This is a genomic window from Acinetobacter sp. GFQ9D191M (genome assembly GCF_011174875.1).
In the GTDB taxonomy this organism is placed as follows: domain Bacteria; phylum Pseudomonadota; class Gammaproteobacteria; order Pseudomonadales; family Moraxellaceae; genus Acinetobacter.
This window is the reverse complement of the sequence record NZ_JAALGV010000071.1, coordinates 12,951-34,351: the sequence shown is the minus strand read 5'-3', so window position 1 is coordinate 34,351 and position 21,401 is coordinate 12,951. Positions and strand designations below refer to the sequence as shown.

Below are 21,401 nucleotides of genomic sequence, written 5' to 3'. Positions count from 1 at the left end.
ATCTTCAAATCTTCAAATCTTCAAATTACCTTAATAAAAAAACAATATTTCAATCATCTTGGCCTTGCCACAACACGCCTGTGACACAGTTATTTTTCTTCATTACATTATTAACCCAGAAAAACCCAAAGCCTGAAAATCCTTACACACAGCCAATTTTTTAGGGCTTAGACTGAGGTCTCTCAACTTCTATAAATAGGGCAATTGGAATGAGTAACTTTAATACAAATGACATCAAAGAACATGCTTCAGTAATTGCTTCAGATGGTACTCAAGTTGGTAAAGTGGATCATTTAGAAGGTCAGGACAAGATTAAATTGACAAGAAGTGATGACGAGAATAATGAGCATCATCTGATTCCGGTCAGCTGGGTAAGCGAAGTGAAAGATGACAGCGTGATCTTGAATAAAACAGCAGAAGATGTGCACAAAGAATGGACCACGGTATAAGCATGGTCGTTGCCTGACTTGTTCTGGTTCTGGTTTGGCTTAAATAGTCAAACTGGATGCAAGCTTAAATAGGCACTCTGATCTGTTAAAGTGGTAAATGCCAGCCTGTTCGGCTGGCATTTATTTTGTATCATCAATCTTTTTATTTTAGTTTTATTTACTCATAGCGCGGATTACGAAGCTGCATAACTTTTTGAGCTAGACGATCTGTAGATGATAGAACGCCTAATGATTACTGAGAAAACTTATAAAATAGATCAATAAAAAAACCACCCGATCTTTTGACCGGATGGTTGTGGAGTGTTAAAGAAAATTAACTAGCTTGCTGATCTGCCTGAATCGCAGTTAAGGCTATAGTAAATACAATGTCATCGACCAGCGCACCACGTGACAGGTCATTCACCGGCTTGTTCAAGCCTTGCAGCATCGGACCGACACTCACGACATTTGCCGCACGTTGTACCGCTTTATAAGTGGTGTTACCAGTATTTAGATCAGGGAAGATAAACACATTGGCACGACCAGCGACTTGTGAATCTGGTGCTTTCTGACGCCCTACACTTTCAACTGAAGCGGCATCGTATTGCAGTGGACCATCAATCAACAGATCAGGACGACGCTGTTTCGCAATCTCAGTCGCTTTCGCCACTTTTTCTACGTCTGCACCTGTGCCTGAAGTCCCGGTAGAGTAAGAAATCATGGCAATACGTGGATCAATGCCAAAGGCTTTTGCAGAGTCAGCAGACTGAATTGCAATTTCAGCCAGTTGTTCAGCATCCGGATCTGGATTAATCGCACAGTCACCATAAACATAGACTTCATCTGGCAGCAGCATAAAGAACACAGAAGAAACCAGTGAATATTCAGGTGCTGTCTTGATCAACTGGAAAGCAGGACGAACGGTATTTGCTGTGGTATGTACTGCACCAGAAACCAGACCATCCACCTGATCAAGTGCCAGCATCATGGTGCCGAGTACGACAGTATCCTGTAGCTGTTCACGCGCCTGCAATTCATTGATTTTGCCTTTACGCAGTTCAACCATTTTTTCCACATAATTCTCGCGAATCAGGTCTGGATCAATAATCTCAAGATCGTGCGGTAATTCAATATTGCGTGCTTTGGCAACTTCCACCACTTCTTCCGGTTTTGCCAATAAGATACAGTGTGCAATCCCGCGAGATTGACAGATCGCAGCTGCCTGAATGGTACGTGGTTCATCACCTTCCGGAAGCACAATACGTTTTTTCGCAGCAATCGATTTTTGTACTAGTTCATGACGGAATGCAGAAGGCGACAGACGTGGCTTATAAGAACCATTGATTAGCTGTGCGATCCATTCTTCATTTAAGTGACTGGATACAAAACGGGTCACCTGTTCAGCACGCTCAGTATCATCACATGGAATTTCATTGCTTAAATTGGCCAGACTTTGGGCAGTTTCAAAAGTGCTAAGTGGCGTATGCAGAATAGGCAGACCATGTTTAATCGCTGTCTGGCAGAACTCCAGTACAGCCGAATTTGGCTCATAATGTTCAGTCAGTACCAGACCTGCCAATGGAATGCCATTGCTGCTCGCCAAGCTACTTGCCAGCAAGACATCAATACGGTCTGATGCACTAATAATCAGTTCGCCAGCTACAAATTTATGCAATTCATGTTCAATGTTGGACGCAATTAAACTGCTGTGTAAGACACGGCGCTGTTTTGCTTCACCCAAGTTCACCCAGTCTGCTGAAATATGCGCTGCCAGGTCAGAAATACGTGGCACACTTAAAGTATTACTGAATGGAACCAGACCAATGACTGGAAGCTTTTCAGACCCAATATGGGCATGAGTTTTCTGAATAGCTGCTATAAATTTGTTGGTATCACTAATCAGGCGTAAACCAGGATCAATAGTCACCGGGATCTGTGCAGAATCTTCCGGTAGGCCTTTGGTGCGCATAAACAATACGCCAGCCATACGGGTAGAAGAGGATCCACCCAGATAACGTAATTGGCTTTCAACTTTTTCAGCTGCCACTTCAGGCTGGTTGATATCAGCATTGCTGACAATGATGACTTTGGCATCGAGTGCCTGCGCCAATGCCGCATTAAAGCTTGGCGCAAAGGTATCGCGGCTATTTGGTACCAAACCTTCAACAATAATCAGGTCGTGATTTTTGGCAATCTCACGATGCAGGCGTACTGCATCTTCAAGCAATTCATCTGTTTCACCCAGATTAAAGCGCTGAATCAGACTTTCATAAGCAATCGGTTCAACGGTTTCACTTTGGGATAAATGACGATAGAGTGCTGTAGTGCGATCTGTTTCCTGACTTTTTTCCTGTGAAAAAGGTTTCACAAAACCTGCTTTTACCCCTTGGCATTCTAAAGCATATACCAAACCTAAACAGGCTGAAGTTAAGCCGACGCCTTCCCCGGTCGGCACCAATAAAATCGTTTTCATAGTAATATCAGTCGCGCAATAATAGAAATTAGGTAAAAGGGAACCGGGCTTGCTTATGCAAGCGCAGCTTCAGGTTCAGACTTTTTTGCAGTGGCTTGCTCCACTTCATTCTCTACCACAGAATGAGTTTCTTTCGCGATTCGGCCTTCTTCATCAGTCGGAACTACCCAGATTTGTGGGCCTGTACCGTTATCGATCCGACCTTCTGTACCGCGTTTCAAACTGCTATTAGCGTCTTTATCCAGGTTGAAACCGAAATGTGGTAAATAAGCCATGGTTTTTTCACGGATATACGCCGAGTTTTCACCAATACCACCGGTAAAGAACAGACCATCAATACGTGGCAGACCACAGCTTAAAGCAGCTAAAGATTTCGCCAGACGGTAGCAGAATACTTCAATCGCAAGAGTCGCATCTTCACTACCTTGTTCTGAGGCTTCAATCAGGGTACGCATGTCATTAGACAGGTTGTCAGACAAACCAAGCAAGCCACTTTCTTTGTTGAGCATCTTGTCAATTTTATATACATCCCAGCCTAGGTTTGCAGCCAGGAAGCTATGCAAACTTGGATCGACATCACCACTACGGGTCCCCATCACCACACCTTCAAGTGGCGTCAGACCCATTGAGGTATCTACACTTTGGCCATTCCATACCGCACAGGTCGAACTACCATTACCGAGATGTGCTGTTAACCAGCCACCTTGCTTAAAGCTACCAGCCAGTTCAGAACCGCGATCGGACACATAAGCATGGCTGGTACCATGGAAACCATAACGACGTACGCCATATTCAGTATAAAGGAATTTAGGCAGCGCATAACGGTAAGCATGTGCCGGCATGGTTTGATGGAAAGCAGTATCAAATACTGCGACTTGTGGCAAGTCTGGGAATAAACGTTTAGTCGCTTCGATCCCGATCAGGTGAGCCGGGTTGTGTAAAGGCGCAAGTGGAGTTGCTTCGCGAATTTTTTCAATAATCTCGTCAGTAATCAGTTCAGCTTTGGTCAGACTGCCACCATGTACCACACGGTGACCGATCGCATCCGGCTTATAGTTTGCCAGACGCTCTAAACCTACTTCTAACGCTTTTTTATGATCTGCAAAAGGAATATGAATATCGACGGGTTCATTACCGACAGTCACACCTTTAATACGGGCATTTTCTGTGCCTAAGTTTTCAGCTAAGCCGTGAATACGGAAATTCTGTTCTTCAAGCAATAGGGCAAACTTGATTGAAGAAGAGCCACAATTAATAACTAATACTGATTTAGACACGATTGTTTACCCGATTCTAATTAAAATTCTCATCCATTTCGTTGACCTGTCTGCTGGCAAAAGCGACACAAGATAGGTCTGTGATCATGTTTTAACATGGGTTTTTTTACTGTCCTAGATAGACTTTAGCCGATTAGACTTAAGCATTATCGACCATAGCGACAATAATAATTAAAATTTATCAGTTCATAGTTTTCATTTATAAATAAAATACTGCTAAAAAATGATCTATTAAACTGTAACTTATATTTCTTAAAAATAATGTTTATTTATTCTACCTTTTAGGTATGGATATGAAGAAATTATATGCAATTTTATAAAGGCTGCATATTTACTTGAACATATCTTTTATTCATCTAATGCATAAAAAATCAGCCTTGCGAACAAGGCTGATTTTATTATCTATTTACTGGCGAATCTGACCATCACCGAAGACTACCCATTTCTGAGAAGTCAGGCCTTCTAGGCCAACCGGGCCGCGGGCATGAATCTTATCCGTCGAAATGCCGATTTCCGCACCCAGACCATATTCAAAACCATCGGCAAAGCGAGTAGAGGCATTGATCATGACTGAACTCGAATCTACACCAGCTAAAAATTCACGAGCGATGCTGTAATTCTCAGTGATGATTGAATCGGTATGATGTGAGCCATATTTATTGATATGTTCGATGGCTTCCTCAACACCCGATACGATTTTAACTGCCAGAATCGGACCCAGATATTCGGTGTACCAGTCTTCTTCTGTTGCGGCAACTACCTGATTGCCCAAGATACGCTGGGTTTCACGACAACCACGAAGCTCCACCTGTTTTTCCTGATATAGCTCAGCAATTCGAGGAAGGAAGTCTTCAGCCACTTTCTCATCAACCAGCAAAGTTTCCATGGCATTACATACGCCATAACGATGGGTTTTGGCATTCAAAGCAATTGGTAGGGCTTTGAGCAGATCAGCCTGTGCTTCGACATAGACATGACAATTCCCGTCTAAATGTTTAATTACAGGTACACGTGCTTCTTCAGTAATGCGTTCAATTAAGCCTTTGCCACCACGCGGTACGATCACATCGACATATTCAGTCAGGGTAATCAGCTGGCCAACCGCAGCACGGTCAGTCGTATTGATCACCTGAACTGACGCTTCAGGTAAACCTGCCACTTTCAAGCCATGCTGGATGGCAGTCGCAATGGCCTGGTTAGATTCCAGAGCTTCTGAACCGCCACGCAGAATAATCGCATTTCCGGATTTCAATGCCAGTGAAGCAGCTTCCAGAGTTACATTGGGACGTGATTCATAAATCATACCCACTACGCCCAAAGGCACACGCATCTTGCCAAGCTGAATGCCTGTAGGACGGTAAGCCATATCGGTAATTTCACCAATTGGATCTTTCAGGCTGATCACATCTTTCAGGCCCTGTAACATACCTTTAAAGCGTGCGGGGTTAAGTTCTAAGCGATCAAGCAGGGCACTGTCCAGATTGTTCTGGTGAGCTTTATTCATATCAATCTGATTGGCAGCCAGAATAGCGGCCTGACTGTTTTCTAAAGCGGTATAAATTGCTGACAATGCGCTGTTTTTAGTTTGGGTAGACGCACGAGCCAAAATGCGAGAAGCCTGGCGTGCCTGCTGTCCTACCGTTTGCATGTATTGTTCAATAGACTCTTGCATAGCGGTTCAATCACTTAGAAATTTCACTTTGATATTAACAGTCTGATGCCGGACAATGAAGCCCAACACTTAAAAATCATAAGCTTTTCACTGTTTCTAAACATTTTGAAATTGTTTTATCTTTAAAAGCAGATAAGTGGTTGTCGAATCAGTTGCTTGTGAAAAGCCGCTCTGTATAGAATGAAATGTAGCGACATAGATGTCATTGATATAATTACTACAGCGCAGGATGCGTGTTCAGGATAATCGGAATAATCCTGAAGCATAAGATCTGTAAATAATGACTTGCACAATAAAAATAAGGCAAGGACGGAGGAAAGGAATATGAATTCCATTATCCAGATGGATGCCCAGGCATTGGACCAACATAGCCATTACGGTTTTTTTGATCTTTATGATAAGCACAGTTTCAAGCAACCAGCACGTACGACATGGATCGATGGCTGGAAAATCGAGTATATGGCCATTGCGCGTCCTGATACTTTGCATATGCGCCCAATGGTGATTATTGGGGGAGCTTTTCAGAACTTTAATTCTTACAAATATTGTGTAGAACAGTTATTTGATGCGGGACCTATTATTTTAATTGATTTACCTTCCATGGGGGCCAACCAGCAAATTACTAACGTTGATACCGGCTTATCTGCAGGAACACTTGAACTGGAAGATCTGGCAGCGATGCTAGGCCAATGGCTGGAGCAGATGCAACTGCCTAAGGTGGCTATTCTGGGAATGTCTTTAGGTTCAGTGGTGGCTTCCTGCCTGGCAGATCAGCGTCCTGAACTGGTAGACCGTATGATTTTGATGGGTGTAATGCAGAAAACCCGCAAAAGCTGGCGCATGCTGCTGGAAGAATCTCTACATTTAATGAAAGAACAGCGCATGGACGAATTTGGCCAAGCGGTGATTCTGTATCTGGTCAATCATGCACGTTTAAAGGAAACCCGCATGTCACCAACAGCAAAACGGCTGTTCTTTAAGCAGATGTCCGAGTTTACAGCGACAGAACAGGACCGCTATGACATCAACTGTAACCGTCTTTTAAGACTGACCAATGTACCGATTCCTCAATGCAAAGTTTTGGTGGCTTGCGGGCAGTATGACAGCTTTACCTTGCCGCATGAAAATGCCAATTTTGCCCTGCAATGTCCAAATATGCAGTATGTGCAGATTGCTTCTGCAGATCATGTGCCTCAGTTACAGCGCCGTAAAGAAACCATGCATCTATTTGCAACTTTCCTGCGTGATGAGCCGGTTGATCAACTCGAAGGTATTATCCCGTTCACCCGTGAACAGATGCAGCAGATCGAACGACGTGGGGAAGAGCGGATTACGGTTCAGGATCCACAGCGTTATTTAAGTCATCGTCATTCTGATCTGGTATTCAAGGCAGAAATTATCGATATGAATTTCTTTGGGGTGTTGCTGGAATTGGAACCTGGATTAACCGATCAGGCAGCCGCATATCCACGTGATCTGGCTTTACATTTGGAAGATGAAGAAGGGGAGTTTAAGATCGAATGTTTAATCTTCGAGCATGATGGCACTCAGTTACGTGCTTTGTTCAAGCATGGCAGTTTTGATGTAGCAGAGCGTTTATTACGTTTTGTCCAGAAAGAGAAAGCAATTCAACAGGCTGAAGTATTCGATGCAGTCATCTAAAACAATAGAATTCATAAAAAAACAGCGTAATTAAACGCTGTTTTTTTTCACCGCATGAATCATCCAGACTAAATCGCCCAAATGTTCATCCTGTTCATAATGAGGACTCTGCTGTCGAGGTTCTGCAAAATAACGTTGTGGCTGTTCGACCTCCACCCGCATAAACCCAGCTTGCTGAAAAAACTGCTGTAGTTCTTGGGGCGATTTAAAATGAAAGGTGAATGCACTGCGTGAGATAAATTTTAGCAGACGACTACAGGCCCAGATAAAGCTTGCCAGTCTGTTTTTGACCGGTTCAGGGTAAATATCACTGAGATAATGCACTTCACTGAAACCTTGACCATATTCGTTAATACCTTTGAGCAAGGTAAACAGCATTTTTTGATCAAAGTAATTGATCAGGCCTTCACTAATAATGACTAGAGGCTGCTGCTGGTCAAAGACTTTAAAAATATTCGCCAGTTCTGCACTAAAAATATCGGCACTCAATACTTCCGGGGCATCCTGATCAATCTGCTGCAAAGCATTGGTTTTGATCTTGGCCATATCGGGCAGATCCAGCTCCCGATAATTAATCCCGGGAAATTTCTGTCTAAAGTTCCAGCTGCGTGGAGAAAGACCGCTGGCAATTTCCAGTACCTGTAATTGAGGATATTTACTAATTAACTGACTTAAGTGTTCATCAATCATTTGATGACGCTGTTTCAGGGTGGTACGCATACTGCCACCGACATGACGCTCAGCCCATGACTCCAGTGGATGAACCAGTTTGGCAAGAAATTTACCTTTAGAGGTGGCAAATACCGGATGTGAAATCCCCATTTTGTACCAGATATAGCCGGTATAATGTGCGGTAAAAGAAATATGGCGGTGTTGCGAAAGAGATTCTGTCATGTCGTCCTGACCTTATTGTTGTTTTAATTCAATGCTGCTCATCAATATAGCAGTCTTTTCAACATGATAATAAAAAAGGAACACCTTGTCGTGTTCCTTTGTCGTATTCAGGTCATTTAAAAATTACAGAACCTGATCTTTAAACTGACTGATTTCATCACGGATCTGGCACCACTCATCTCCAAGATTCAGTTCAGTGCCGATCTGAATCTCTGCAATTTTTCCGCGCATGCGTTCCAGACGCTGCTGATTTGGCAGCGGTAGCTCCTGAATGCCTTCAAGTGCGATACACTGTGCTGCGCGATCATTGCAGACTAACCCCATATCACAACCTGCTTTCAATGCCGCCTGAATACGGGCATCGGCACCACCAGCCACACAGGCAGCCTGCATGCTTAAATCATCCGAGAACAGTACGCCGTCGAATCCAAGTTCTTGACGTAACACTTTCTGAATCCAGAATTCTGAAAAACCGGCTGGATTTGGATCAACCTGACTATAGATAACATGGGCAGGCATAAGCGCATCCAGTTGGGATTGTAACTGGATAAAAGTCTGCATATCCTTTTGCTGGATTTCTTCATAGCTGCGCATATCAATGGCAGCGGCCACATGCGAATCGGCCTTAACCGAACCATGTCCCGGGAAATGCTTACCGGTCGAAGCCATGCCAGCACGTTTCATACCTTTCAGAAAAGCACTAGCTAGTGGAATAATATCCTGAATATTTCTGGCAAAGCTACGGTCGCCAATCACATCACTAATATCATTCAGATCCAGTACAGGCGCAAAACTGAAGTCAATTCCGACAGCCAGTACTTCAGTCGCCATCAACCAGCCACATTTCTCGGCCAGTTCCAGCGCTTTTTCACGATCCGTCTGATAAAGCTCACCAAATTTGCCCATGGCAGGCAGCAGGGTAAAGCCCTGTTTCAGGCGCTGTACCCGGCCACCTTCCTGATCCACCGCAATCAGAATATCTGGACGGACCTGACGCATATGATCAGTCAAAGCGCGGACTTGGGCAGGAGATTCAATATTGCGACCGAATAAAATCACACCACCGACTTGTGGTGCACCCAAGAGTTCAATATCTTCTTGAGTAAGGGTAGTGCCTGCGATGTCGAGCATCAATGCGCCAATCATATGCGGAATCCATTTTAGAATTTTCGGGGAAAACAATACCTGAATTCTGCAATGATTTGCTACACTTTGTCAGCACAGAATATGATAAAACTACACGACATAAACATATTAAGTTGTTTAAGATGCTGAATACTTTAAGTTCTGCTCGAAAAGCAACACGGTCAAATTGGTCTTGAGGCCAAGGAAGTACGAATTATTTATGAAATTTCAAACAATAGCTTGTGCAGTTGCGATTGCGACAGGCGGATTATTTTTTACCCATGTGGTGAATGATGCAATTGCAGCTGATGGTAAAGAAGTAGTCAGCAAAGCAGTGCTTCAACCTTCTCAAGAACAGGCATTGGTATCCCGACAACTGGCAACTCTCGTTGATCGCCAACATTATTTGAATATGCGTCTGGATGCTCAGACTTCACAGCGTATCTTTGATTTTTATATTGATAGTCTGGATGCAGATCACAGTCTTTTTCTGGCATCTGAAATAGAAGATTATAAAAAACGCTATGGCGCTACTTTTGGTGCCAATCTGAAAGCTGGTAATTTGTCTGGCCCTTATGAAATTCATGCGCAGTATCGTGAGCGTTTAGCCCAGTTCTATACCTTTATGCTGGAAGAACTGAAAAAACCGCAAAATCTGAACCAGAAGAATGTATATATTGAAACGGATCGCGAAAAGGCGCCGTTCTTTAAAACTCAGGCTGAACAACGTGCTCACTGGTCAAAAATGCTGGTCTCTCAGCTGATTAACCTGACGATCAGTAAGGAAGAAGAGCAGGCCAAGCAAAATGCACTTAAAGCCAATCCTGAACTGGCGAATGGTCAGGACCTAACTGGGCCGGAAGATTTAACGCCTGCTCAAACCCTGACTAAGCGTTATACCCGTCAGTTAGAGCGTCTCAGCCGGATCAAGAGTGATGATGTGCTGGACAAAACCCTGAATGCGATGATGCTGACTTATGATCCGCACAGTAATTATTTCCCGCCTGTAGATGCGATGGAGCTGAACCGTCAGACTACATTGCAGCTGGAAGGGATTGGAGTGTCGATTCGCCCAGAACGTGGTAATGAAGATTACACCAAGATTGAAACCATTGTAGAAGGTGGGCCTGCCAGCAAATCAGGACAGGTAAAATCAGGTGACCGTATTGTTGGCGTTGCTCAAGACGGCGAACAGATGGTTGATGTAATCGGCTGGCCAAGCAATGAAATTGTTGGTCTGATTCGTGGTAAGCGCGGCACCAAAGTAACACTGAAGTTACTAGGCCCGGGTGCGACCATGGGACAGGCGCGTAATGTCAGTCTGGTACGTGATGTGATTCAGGAAGAAGATGCCGGGGTTAGAACCCGTACCGTTGAAATCCAGCGTGATGGTAAAAAATATCAATATGGTGTGATTGAAATTCCATCTTTCTATCTGAACTATCGTGCCCGTCGTGCGGGTACCGACTACCGTTCCGTATCAGAAGATACCAATAAGGCCCTGAAAGAGCTGGCTGCGAAGAATGTTGCCGGTATTATTGTAGACTTGCGCAATAACCCGGGTGGTTCACTTGAAGAAGTGGCACGTATGCTGGGACAGGTGATCAAGTCAGGTCCTGTGGTTCAGATTCGTGATGGTAACGGTAATGTCAGCGTCTTTGAAGATGATGATGGTGGTGCACAAACCTATGCCGGTCCATTGGCAGTAATGGTGAACCTGGCTTCTGCATCTGCAAGTGAAATTTATTCAGCAGCAATTCAGGATTATGAACGTGGCATCGTGATTGGTAGTACCACAACAGGTAAAGGAACTGCGCAGGTTCAGCTGGATAGCTTGGCACATGGTCAGGCAACACTGACTCAGCGTAAGTTCTACCGTGTGACGGGGGGTAGTACCCAAAACAAGGGCGTGATTCCGGATATCAAGCTGGTCGATATCTATAACGAAGAGTTTGGTGAACGTAAGGCTAAAAATGCCCTAGAGTGGGATACGATTCCAACTGCACCATTTAAACGTGAAGGTGTGGTACAAAAATATGTACCGGAACTGGCCAAGTTATCTCAACAGCGTGTCGCTCAGAATCCTCAATTCAAGTATCTGGAACAGCGTACAGCGGCTATGAAAAAAGTCGAAGACCAAAAACGTGTAGTTCTGGATCTGGAACAGCGTAAAGCTGAGTTGCTGGATATCGAGCGTAAAGCTTTAGAAGCTGAAAATGCCCGCCGTGCTGCAACCGGCTTAAAACCTTATCCAAACTGGGAAAGTTATCAGGCATCTCTGGATGCCATGGTTGAAGCCCGGGCGAAAATGAAAGCCAAAGAACGTCCGGCATTACCGGAAGAAGAAGCTTTTGTGCTGGAAGCCGCACATGTCTTGGCTGACTATGCTCAAGTACAGTCAAAACAGTAACTTTAACATAAAGTAATATAAGTTCTAAAAACAGCCTATTTCGATAGGCTGTTTTTTTGTGCAAATAAAATGCAATATCAATTAAATATAAAGTGCTATGTAACTAAATAAAAAAGAAAAATTTGTGATTTATGTCGAATAAAAAAGCTGGAATATTAAATTTAATCAATTGATAAAATCTCAAAGACTTCTAATATATAAACTGAATTTTTATTTTATCGATTCAGGGCAATTTTAAACTTCACTCCAGCTACTGAAGAGATAAAAATATTGCAATAAATTTTGTATATAGCTTCAAGTTTGAAGCAGTCGGGATGAACTCTGAAAAGAGTATTTTATTTTTTATAGGGCGTAAATTTAGCGGGGAATCGTGCGAATACAGCTGCGCAATAAAATAAAAATGATCGCCCAGATGGAACATTTTATATGATTCATGCTCATCATGATGTCAGTCTGCTCATTGGATCGATGGCTGTGGCATTTATTGCCTGCTATTTGACGCTTACGCTTGAGCAGATGCTATTTCGTAATGTATCGCTAAGGTTGAAAACCCTTATTTTACTGTTCAGCGGTGGCTTGCTGGGGCTAGCAATCTGGGGAATGCATTATGTCGGCATGACGGCAGCTCATTTTCCTGATGCTTATGATATCGATACTGCACTCACCTTAAGTTCTTATGTGATTGGCTTTGTGGGAGCAACCTTTGCCATCTGGCTCACCACCCGTAAAACTTTGCCTTGTGCCCGTCTGATTCTAGGGGCTGTCCTGATGGGGCTGGGTATGTCAGGAATGCACTATGTGGGCATGCTGGGCCTGAATGTTAAAAATCATGTGACTGCCTATCACCCTTTATTAATGATCTGTTCGATTCTGATTGCGACAAGTGGGGCTGGACTCAGTTTCTGGGTGGCATTCAAATATCGACAGGCAGTGCAAAGTACGATCCGGATGAAGCTCGTGGTCGCAAGTATGCTCACGTTGACCATTGTCGGGATGCATTATACGGGAATGGCGGCACTCAGTTTTTATGAAAATGCCCATCCATTGAGCCAGATCAGTCATTCCCACTATGACTTGCTATTTTCAGTCATCCTGATTAGTTGTCTGGTACTGGTGACTGCATTTGGCGTAGCCATGCTGGAGTTACGCTTTGAATCACGTAACCGTCAGCTGATGCTGGCCAATAAAGAGCTGGCGAATCAGGCGATTCAGGATAATCTCACCAAACTGCCAAACCGTTTATATCTGGTCAAATATGCACAATTGCTGTTTTCTGGCCGGCAGCAAGATGCTCAGCATGAAATCGCTTTTTTATATATTGATTTGGATCGCTTTAAAGCCGTGAATGATGTGTTTGGCCATCACGTTGGGGATCAGCTACTGATTCAGCTGGCTTATCGTATTCATCAAATTCTGGGAGATGATTCCAAACTGCTGCGGATCGGTGGCGATGAATTTCTGCTGGTGCTGGAAAATACTACAGTAGAGCAGGCCTCGAAAATATCAGAAAAGATTCTGGAACTGATTCAGGAAAGTTTCCAGATCAGTGGCAAGACCATCAATATCTCGGGCAGTATCGGGATCGCCATGTATCCGAAGCATGGCCAGAATCTGCAGGATCTGCTGATCAATGCAGATGCCGCCATGTTGACTTCCAAGTATCAGGGACGGAATACCTATTCTGTTTTTAATTTCTCGACCGATCAGCATGAAAGCAAAAGCCAGAGTAAACTGATCAATGATCTGTATAAGGCAGTAGAAGAACAGCAATTTATCTTGGTTTATCAGCCAAAATTTACCCATGATGAGCAGATCTGTGGTGTAGAAGCGCTAATCCGCTGGAAGCACCCATTGCATGGTTTGCTGGGTCCGAATATGTTTATTCCCGGAGCAGAAAAAACCGGTTTGATTATTCCGATGGGCTACTGGGCTCTAGAGCAGGCCTGCAAACAGATTCAGCTCTGGGAAGCTGATCATGCTGATTTTTTCCCAATCGGCGTCAATTTATCTGCGGTTCAGTTTGAGCATAAGCATCTGATCAGCACACTGGAACAACTTCTGAATCAATATAAAATTGATCCTCAACATTTGATGATCGAGATTACCGAATCGACTGCCATGCATCATATTGATTCGAGTATCCGGACTTTGCAGCAGTTGCGTCAAATGGGCATCCAGTTGGCGATTGATGATTTTGGTACCGGGCATTCTAGCTTCCTGTATTTAAAAAACCTGCCTGTCGATGAGCTGAAAATTGACAAGGAATTTATTCAGGGTCTGAGTGCAGGTTCCAAGGAAGAAATGATTCTTGAAAGTATTATTCAGCTGGCCATTAAACTCGGTTTAAAAGTGACAGCTGAAGGAATTGAAACTGTGCAGCAGGCAGAAATTTTAACCCGTTTGGGCTGTCAGCAGATGCAGGGCTATCTGCTGGGTAAACCGATGGATGTCGAGCAACTTGAAGCTAGGGTCTTTGTTTCTTGAACCCGGTAAATCACTATTTAGAATTTTTTATTATTAAACTAATCAATTGTAAATTATAAAATTTATGTGGTTATCGATTTATAATTTCTAGATTGGGTAGTGAATTAAATCCGTTAAATCGACGAGCCAAAAAAATATCAGTTCAACCAGAAAAGAGAATGGGAAACTGCGATTTCTCCAGTTTATAGGGCTGCTTATTGGCTCTAGAAATCTGCTACAATATCGTCAATTTTTCATATTGATCGTATTTGATCTTGAGCACTGCGGTTCTGCAGTAGGTATTTTCCATGAGTTTTAAAGATGAGTTAGCGGCACAGGTCGCTCAGCGACGTACATTCGCCATTATTTCCCACCCCGATGCCGGTAAAACCACCATGACAGAAAAACTGCTGTTATGGGGTCAGGCCATTCAGGTTGCAGGTATGGTGAAAAGCCGTAAATCGGATCGTGCAGCCACTTCTGACTGGATGGAAATGGAAAAAGAACGTGGGATTTCGATCACCACGTCTGTTATGCAGTTCCCGTTCAAGGACAAGATGATTAACCTGCTCGATACCCCGGGACATGAAGATTTCTCGGAAGATACTTACCGTACCCTCACTGCGGTAGACTCAGCGCTGATGGTGATTGACGGTGCAAAAGGTGTCGAGGAACGTACCATTAAATTGATGGAAGTGTGTCGTATGCGTGACACCCCCATCATTTCTTTCGTCAACAAAATGGACCGTGAAATCCGTGAGCCTTTAGAGCTGCTGGATGAGATCGAAAATGTCCTGAAAATTAAATGTGTGCCGATTACCTGGCCACTCGGTACAGGACGTGACTTTGCAGGTGTCTATAACCTGCTCGAAGAAAAGTTCTATGTCTATAAAGCCGGTTTTGGTTCAGTGATTACTGATATCGAAGTTCGTGATGGTTATGACCATGCAGACTTACGTGAAAAAGTCGGTGAGCTGGCTTGGGCGGCATTTGAAGAATCGTTGGAACTGGTACAAATGGCCAATGAGCCATTAGATCGCGAAGAATTCCTGGCAGGCCGTCAAACTCCAGTGCTGTTCGGTACTGCTTTGGGGAACTTCGGTGTCGACCATGTTCTGGATACATTTAGCGAATATGCACCGCCTCCCAAAGCGCATCCAACTCAAGACCGTAAAGTAGAGGCGGATGAAGAAGGTTTCACAGGCTTTATCTTCAAGATTCAGGCCAATATGGACCCGAAACACCGTGACCGTATTGCTTTCATGCGAATCTGTTCAGGTAAGTATGAAAAAGGCATGAAAATGAAGCATGTGCGTATCGATAAAGAGATCCGTATTAGCGATGCCTTGACCTTCCTGGCCGGTGACCGTCAGCATCTGGAAGAAGCATGGCCGGGTGATATTATCGGTCTGCATAACCACGGTACCATCCAGATCGGTGATACTTTCACTTCAGGTGAAAAACTGCAATTTACCGGTATTCCGCACTTTGCACCAGAAATGTTCCGCCGTGTCCGTCTCAAAGATCCGTTGAAGTCAAAACAGCTACAAAAAGGTCTGAAAGAGCTGTCTGAAGAAGGTGCAACTCAGGTCTTCATGCCACAAAACAGCAATGACCTGATTGTAGGTGCTGTGGGTGTGCTGCAGTTCGAAGTGGTAGCGTATCGTCTGAAAGAAGAGTACAAGGTGGACTGTATTTATGAGCCAGTGAGCATCAATACAGTACGTTGGGTGTCTTGTGCAGATGAGAAGAAATTCAACGAATTCAAGAAAAAAGCCCATGACCAGTTATCTGTAGATGGTGGTGGTCACTTGACTTATCTTGCACCAAGCCGGGTGAATTTACAGCTGATGCAAGAACGTTATCCAGATATCGTATTCCGTAATACACGCGAACACTAAGCCTTCAGGCTTGGAAAATGTTAAACAGCTTCTCCGGAAGCTGTTTTATTTTGTGCTACATTTAAACCACTCATTACTTATATCTCTAAAAAATCATGAAGTTTAGTAAGGAAATCCTGCTCGGCTCAGTCATTGGCTGTAGTTTGTTACTTGGAGCATGTGATAAAAATGAAAAAAAACAGCCAGCTACAGAACAAAAAAAATCTGCAGCAGTCACCCCTGAAGAAAAAGCCAAATTTTTGCCTTACCTGAATATTCAGGAGAAATCGGCCGATATTGCCTTGCCATTTTGTGAGACCAAAAACTGTATTAATCTGGATATTCAGACCTTAAAGACAGCCGATTCCTGGCTAAACCAGTCTATTGAAAAGCAGCAGGCGAAAGTGATTCAGGATCAAATTGGCCTAAAGCAGGATATGAGCCTGCAGCAGGCGGTTAATGCCTATGTAAAAAAATCCGATGCCTGGCAAGCCCAGCTCAAACTGAATAAGGCCTACGAATTATCTCTTTATACCCGTATTCCTTATCAGCGCAATCAATTTGTGTTAATGCAAATTGGGGTAGACAGCACTCAGGAAAATATCCGTGTCAATGAACGCTATTATTTCTTTGTGGCTGATCGTGTGCAGCAAAAAATACTCAGTCCTCTGGATATTATCAATCCTGAACAGCAGTTGCAGATGGACCAAATTGTGCAGCAGGCTTACCAAAAATGGTTAAAGGACAATAATGCAGAAGTCCAGCAGAAAGCTCCAAAAAAACTGTATTGGGGGCAGGCGGACTGGTTCTTTGATCAGGAAGGAATTGGTCTACATTATCGGAGTCAGGAAATTAGCAAAGATGCCAAACAACTGGACATCTATTTAACCAAAGAACAAACACAACAAGTCTTGAAAGTGGATATTTATCAGAATATGTTCTAACAGGTAGGTCCTGCAAGGATAAATGATGATGTTGAATAAAGGTTAATGCATGTCAAATTATAAGAATGTTTTATGTCTGTCAGTATTGGCATCAGCAGTTTTGCTGAGTGCCTGCCAGCCTAAGGAAAGAGAGCCGAAAGAACCTGCTGCACCTGAAGTGGTACAGGCTCAGCCTGAAGTGCTGAAGCTGAGCGGTGATACTGAGAAGCTGAAACTGGCCTTGCCTGAATGTGAAGGAAAAAACTGTCCTGAGATTTCTATTGAGCGATTGAAAAGCAATCAGCCATTTATTGATGAATGGATAGATCAGCAGATTCTGCAGCAGCTACAGGGTATTTTGTCTATTGATGCGATCGAACCGGCGAAAGCATCGGCTGCCAGTGAAGCTGAAGCCGCTGCTTCCGAACCGCAAACCGCATTAGCCAATGTCAAAACTCCAAAACAGCAGCTTGAACAGCAGATTCAGCCGCATATGCAGACTTTCCTGAATCTGGATAAGGAACTGAAAGCACTCAGTGCCAGTCATAGTATTAGCCTGATGATCAAACCGAGAATTCTACAGTCTGGTGATCCACTCGCGACTGTGGTCTTAAACAGTACTCATTATCTCGGTGGTGCGCATGGCGCTTCTGCTCAAACCTACTACAATTTTGATCTTGAGCAGAAAAAGCTGTTTAAGCTGGACGATATCATTCTGCCTAAACAAAAGGCTCAGCTCGAAGCCAAAGCTTATGAGGCTTTTAAAACCTGGGTGATGGAATCTAAACTGGCCAATGATGTAGCCGAATATGAACAGGCCTGGAAATTCAAACTGACGGATAATTTCTATCTGTCTAAACAGGGACTGGCGCTGCAATATGCTGAATATGAAATTGGTCCTTATGTGGTCGGTTTGCCACGTCTGGTCATTCCTTATGAACAGTTGAATGGCATTTTGAAACCTGAATATCTGCCTCAAACAGAGAACGCTGCTTCAGAAGCCGAGCCTGCAACTCCTGCCAAAGCACGCTGATGGTTTCGTTATTTGATACCCATACCCATTTTGATGTTCCCGATTTTGATCATGATCGGGAACAGCTGGCTTATGCATCCAAAGCAGCAGGGGTGGAGCATCTGGTCTTAATTGGTTTTTTACAGAGCCGGTTTAAGGATTTATTGCAGACGCATCATTTTATTAATGAGTTGGCCAATGCACCACAAAGCCATCTGGCACCCGGCCTGCATCCATTCTATATTGAGCAGCATCAACTAGAGCATTTACAGGATCTGGAGCAGTTATTAAACACAGAGCCTTGTATTGCGATTGGTGAAATTGGCTTGGATACTTTTGATAAGCGGCATAAACAGCCGGAACTTTTTCAGAAACAGAAGGATTTTTTTGCTGCACAGCTGGAACTGGCGCAGCAGTTTGATAAACCTGTGTTACTGCATATCCGTAAATCCCATGCCGATGTTTTACAGATTCTAAAACAGCATCAGTTTAAACAGGGCGGTATTGCCCATGCCTTTGGTGGCGGGATTGAAGAAGCCAAAGCCTTTATCAAGCTGGGCTTTAAGCTTGGAATAACAGGACAAATCACCAATCCGAATGCTAAAAAACTGCATCAGGTGGTACAACAGGTAGGGCCGGAATATCTGGTGCTTGAAACCGATTGTCCGGACATGACGCCTTTATGTTGCCAGCATTCTACTGAGCAGCGAACTCGCAATACGCCTGCCAATCTGCCTTATGTCCTGCAAGGCCTGGCCAAGAGTCTGCACATGGATCAAGATGAACTGGCACAGCAGCTCTGGAAAAATACCGATCAGGCTTTACATCTGGCGATCTAAGATAAAACCCTACATCGGTCGGAAACTGGATTCCAATTTATGATCCAGTGAAAAAAGGCGCATTATGCAATTTCTAAAATGCTTTAGACTTGGCATCATGCATATAAATTATTTTGAGTGAGATTCACATGGCACAAGGACTATTGGCGGGTAAGCGCTTCTTGATCGCAGGTATTGCAAGTAAATTATCAATTGCTTTTGGTATTGCTCAGGCATTACATCGTGAAGGTGCAGAACTCGCTTTTACTTATCCAAATGAAAAGCTGAAAAAACGTGTAGATGATTTTGCTGCACAATTCGGTTCGGAATTGGTTTTTCCTTGTGATGTGGCCGTAGATGCTGAAATTGACAATGCATTTGCAGAACTGGCAAAACACTGGGATGGTCTGGATGGCGTCGTACATTCAATCGGTTTTGCGCCAGCACATACCCTAGATGGTGATTTTACTGATGTGACTGACCGTGAAGGTTTCAAGATTGCCCATGACATCAGTGCGTACAGCTTTATCGCGATGGCACGCGCTGCGAAGCCATTACTGGCTGCACGTCAAGGCTGCCTGTTAACCCTGACTTATCAAGGTTCTGAGCGTGTGATGCCAAACTATAATGTGATGGGTCTAGCGAAAGCCTCTTTAGAAGCAGGTGTACGTTACCTGGCATCTAGCCTGGGTGCAGAAGGTATTCGTGTAAATGCGATCTCAGCCGGTCCAATCCGTACATTAGCAGCCTCTGGTATTAAATCATTCCGTAAAATGCTGGACCTAAATGAAAAAGTGGCTCCACTAAAACGCAATGTGACCATTGAAGATGTCGGTAATGCAGCATTGTTCCTGTGCTCACCATGGGCGAACGGGATTACTGGTGAAATCATGTATGTCGATGCGGGTTATAACACAGTAGGTATGAGTGCTGAACTGATGCTGGATGCAGAATAAGTCGCTTTAAAAGATTAATTCTCAGCAGAGAAAAACCCTCAAGTTTTTGAGGGTTTTTTATTTTTAACTCTAATTGTTAATGATGTAAGTCTGATGACAAGGGATACAAGAATTTGGATCAAAATAATTTATCTTTCAGGACTTTCCCACTAAGATGCTTAATATAAAAACAATACAGGACAATTAAGGATGTTTAAAAATTTTTTAATCAGCATGATTTTTGTGATGGGAACTGTGGGGATCACCACGTCGGGCATGGCAGCAGACAATCACTATCATGACAATATGCATGAACTTGACCATCATTTAAAAAATTTCAAATCTGCCAAAGATAGCAAAAAGGCACGAGCAGCATTGCAAGGCATGCAAAAGTCTGTGGAAGTCTGCCAGAAAAATTTACCTTCAGGTCTGCAAAAGCTAAAATTCAAAGATGCAAAAGTTACGGCTTATCAGGGATTGTTAACTGACTTATTGAAAGAGATTAAACAAGCTGAGCAACTTGTTGCAGCCAATCAGCTAGCCAAAGCCCAAACCCTCACAGTGAAAATGGATCAGATTAAAAAGCAGGGGCATCAAGCCTTTAAATAAGCCATAAAAAAGACCGCAATTACGGTCTTTTTTAACTTCAAGATCAAGTGATTAAGCTTGACCTTCAACAGCAGCAGCTTGCGCACGTTGCATGTTCGCTTCGAATTCAGCATCGAAGTTGATTGGTGTAAGCAGCAATTGCGGGAAGCTACCTTTAGTGACCATATCATTCACCGCTTCACGAAGGAACGGGAACAGGATGTTCGGGCAGTAAGCACCAAGAATGTATGGCAGACGCTCTTCTTCAACGCCATCAATCAGGAAAATCCCTGCTTGAGTCACGTCAACGATAAACGCTGTATCACCTTCATTGGTTGCTTGAACCACAACTTTTAAAGCCACTTCAAAATGAGTCGGATCAATTTTTTCTGCAGAAGAAGAAAGGTTGATGTTTAACTCAGGTTGCCATTGCTTGGTAAAAACTTGTGCCCCAGGAACTTCAAAAGAAATATCTTTAGTGTAAATACGCTCTAATGCCAATTGTGGTTGAGCTTGTTGTTCTTCACTCATTCTTTAATCCTTGATATGAGGTAGGTTTTAGTAAATTAAGCCAATAATTCGTCTAGTTTGCCTTCACGCTCTAGGGCATAAAGTTGATCAAAACCGCCGATAAATTGTTCATTAATAAAAATCTGTGGCACGGTACGATGATTGGTGCGTTGCATCAATTCAAGACGCACTTCAGGGGCTTCATTCGATAAATTAATTTCTTTGAATGCAACACCTTTGCGCTCAAGGAGCTGTTTTGCACGGATACAATACGGACATACTGTCGTCGAATAGATAGTAACTTCAGCCATGATCAATCTCCTGTTCGCAG

17 protein-coding genes are annotated in these 21,401 nt (G+C 43.6%); 10 read left to right on the top strand and 7 right to left on the bottom strand.

The genetic code is table 11. The features are described 5' to 3' along the window. Positions 1 to 209 precede the first annotated feature (209 nt). Positions 210 to 449 carry a DUF2171 domain-containing protein gene (locus tag G5T77_RS10840; protein ID WP_166136309.1) on the top strand — a complete coding sequence of 80 codons (240 nt, stop codon included), beginning with the start codon at positions 210 to 212 and terminating at the stop codon, positions 447 to 449. Between the two features lie 313 nt (positions 450 to 762). Here G5T77_RS10840 and pta read toward each other — a convergent pair whose 3' ends face one another. From pta to G5T77_RS10825, 3 genes are all read right to left on the bottom strand, one after another. After that, on the bottom strand, positions 763 to 2,901 hold the full coding sequence (gene pta, locus G5T77_RS10835) for a phosphate acetyltransferase (RefSeq protein ID WP_166136312.1): 2,139 nt from the start codon (positions 2,899 to 2,901) through the stop codon (positions 763 to 765). Positions 2,902 to 2,954: 53 nt separating this feature from the next. After that, complete coding sequence (locus G5T77_RS10830) at positions 2,955 to 4,178, bottom strand: acetate kinase (RefSeq protein WP_166136315.1); 1,224 nt, start codon at positions 4,176 to 4,178, stop codon at positions 2,955 to 2,957. Between the two features lie 406 nt (positions 4,179 to 4,584). After that, on the bottom strand, positions 4,585 to 5,850 hold the full coding sequence (locus G5T77_RS10825; RefSeq protein ID WP_034703231.1) for a glutamate-5-semialdehyde dehydrogenase: 1,266 nt from the start codon (positions 5,848 to 5,850) through the stop codon (positions 4,585 to 4,587). Positions 5,851 to 6,174: 324 nt separating this feature from the next. Here G5T77_RS10825 and G5T77_RS10820 point away from each other — a divergent pair, with 324 nt between their 5' ends. Beyond that, positions 6,175 to 7,512, top strand: a complete 1,338-nt coding sequence (locus tag G5T77_RS10820; protein WP_166136318.1) for an alpha/beta fold hydrolase — start codon at positions 6,175 to 6,177, stop codon at positions 7,510 to 7,512. A gap of 30 nt (positions 7,513 to 7,542) precedes the next feature. Here G5T77_RS10820 and G5T77_RS10815 read toward each other — a convergent pair whose 3' ends face one another. Next, on the bottom strand, positions 7,543 to 8,406 hold the full coding sequence (locus G5T77_RS10815; protein ID WP_166136322.1) for a class I SAM-dependent methyltransferase: 864 nt from the start codon (positions 8,404 to 8,406) through the stop codon (positions 7,543 to 7,545). 123 nt (positions 8,407 to 8,529) lie between these two features. Beyond that, positions 8,530 to 9,552: a beta-N-acetylhexosaminidase gene (gene nagZ / locus G5T77_RS10810; RefSeq protein ID WP_166136325.1), complete on the bottom strand. Its 1,023-nt coding sequence runs from the start codon at positions 9,550 to 9,552 to the stop codon at positions 8,530 to 8,532. A gap of 199 nt (positions 9,553 to 9,751) precedes the next feature. On the opposite strand from nagZ, the gene G5T77_RS10805 reads away from it, so the two are divergent. The 8 genes from G5T77_RS10805 (at position 9,752) to G5T77_RS10770 (ending at position 20,581) form a co-directional block, all read left to right on the top strand. Next, complete coding sequence (locus G5T77_RS10805; RefSeq protein ID WP_166136328.1) at positions 9,752 to 11,941, top strand: carboxy terminal-processing peptidase; 2,190 nt, start codon at positions 9,752 to 9,754, stop codon at positions 11,939 to 11,941. A 426-nt stretch (positions 11,942 to 12,367) separates the two neighbouring features. Continuing rightward, positions 12,368 to 14,425 carry an EAL domain-containing protein gene (locus G5T77_RS10800; RefSeq protein ID WP_004782008.1) on the top strand — a complete coding sequence of 686 codons (2,058 nt, stop codon included), beginning with the start codon at positions 12,368 to 12,370 and terminating at the stop codon, positions 14,423 to 14,425. A gap of 287 nt (positions 14,426 to 14,712) precedes the next feature. Further along, complete coding sequence (locus tag G5T77_RS10795; protein WP_166136331.1) at positions 14,713 to 16,305, top strand: peptide chain release factor 3; 1,593 nt, start codon at positions 14,713 to 14,715, stop codon at positions 16,303 to 16,305. A gap of 95 nt (positions 16,306 to 16,400) precedes the next feature. Next, positions 16,401 to 17,228: a hypothetical protein gene (locus G5T77_RS10790; protein ID WP_166136334.1), complete on the top strand. Its 828-nt coding sequence runs from the start codon at positions 16,401 to 16,403 to the stop codon at positions 17,226 to 17,228. Positions 17,229 to 17,277: 49 nt separating this feature from the next. Then, complete coding sequence (locus tag G5T77_RS10785) at positions 17,278 to 18,240, top strand: RsiV family protein (RefSeq protein WP_166136337.1); 963 nt, start codon at positions 17,278 to 17,280, stop codon at positions 18,238 to 18,240. Continuing rightward, positions 18,237 to 19,058 carry a TatD family hydrolase gene (locus G5T77_RS10780; protein WP_166136362.1) on the top strand — a complete coding sequence of 274 codons (822 nt, stop codon included), beginning with the start codon at positions 18,237 to 18,239 and terminating at the stop codon, positions 19,056 to 19,058. Before G5T77_RS10785 ends, G5T77_RS10780 begins: the two co-directional genes overlap by 4 nt. Before the next feature lie 128 nt (positions 19,059 to 19,186). Beyond that, positions 19,187 to 19,993 (top strand): enoyl-ACP reductase, encoded by an 807-nt coding sequence (locus G5T77_RS10775; protein WP_004782067.1) that lies wholly within the window; start codon positions 19,187 to 19,189, stop codon positions 19,991 to 19,993. Between the two features lie 189 nt (positions 19,994 to 20,182). After that, entirely contained in the window at positions 20,183 to 20,581 is a 399-nt protein-coding gene (locus G5T77_RS10770; RefSeq protein ID WP_166136340.1) for a cytochrome b562, read from the top strand. 51 nt (positions 20,582 to 20,632) lie between these two features. Here the strand turns inward: G5T77_RS10770 and secB are convergent, their stop codons facing one another. After that, positions 20,633 to 21,091 (bottom strand): protein-export chaperone SecB, encoded by a 459-nt coding sequence (gene secB, locus G5T77_RS10765; protein ID WP_004782070.1) that lies wholly within the window; start codon positions 21,089 to 21,091, stop codon positions 20,633 to 20,635. A 35-nt stretch (positions 21,092 to 21,126) separates the two neighbouring features. After that, the gene (gene grxC / locus G5T77_RS10760; RefSeq protein WP_171064789.1) at positions 21,127 to 21,384 is read right to left on the bottom strand and encodes a glutaredoxin 3; all 258 of its coding nucleotides are present in this window, start codon (positions 21,382 to 21,384) and stop codon (positions 21,127 to 21,129) included. Between the last annotated feature and the right edge of the window lie 17 nt (positions 21,385 to 21,401).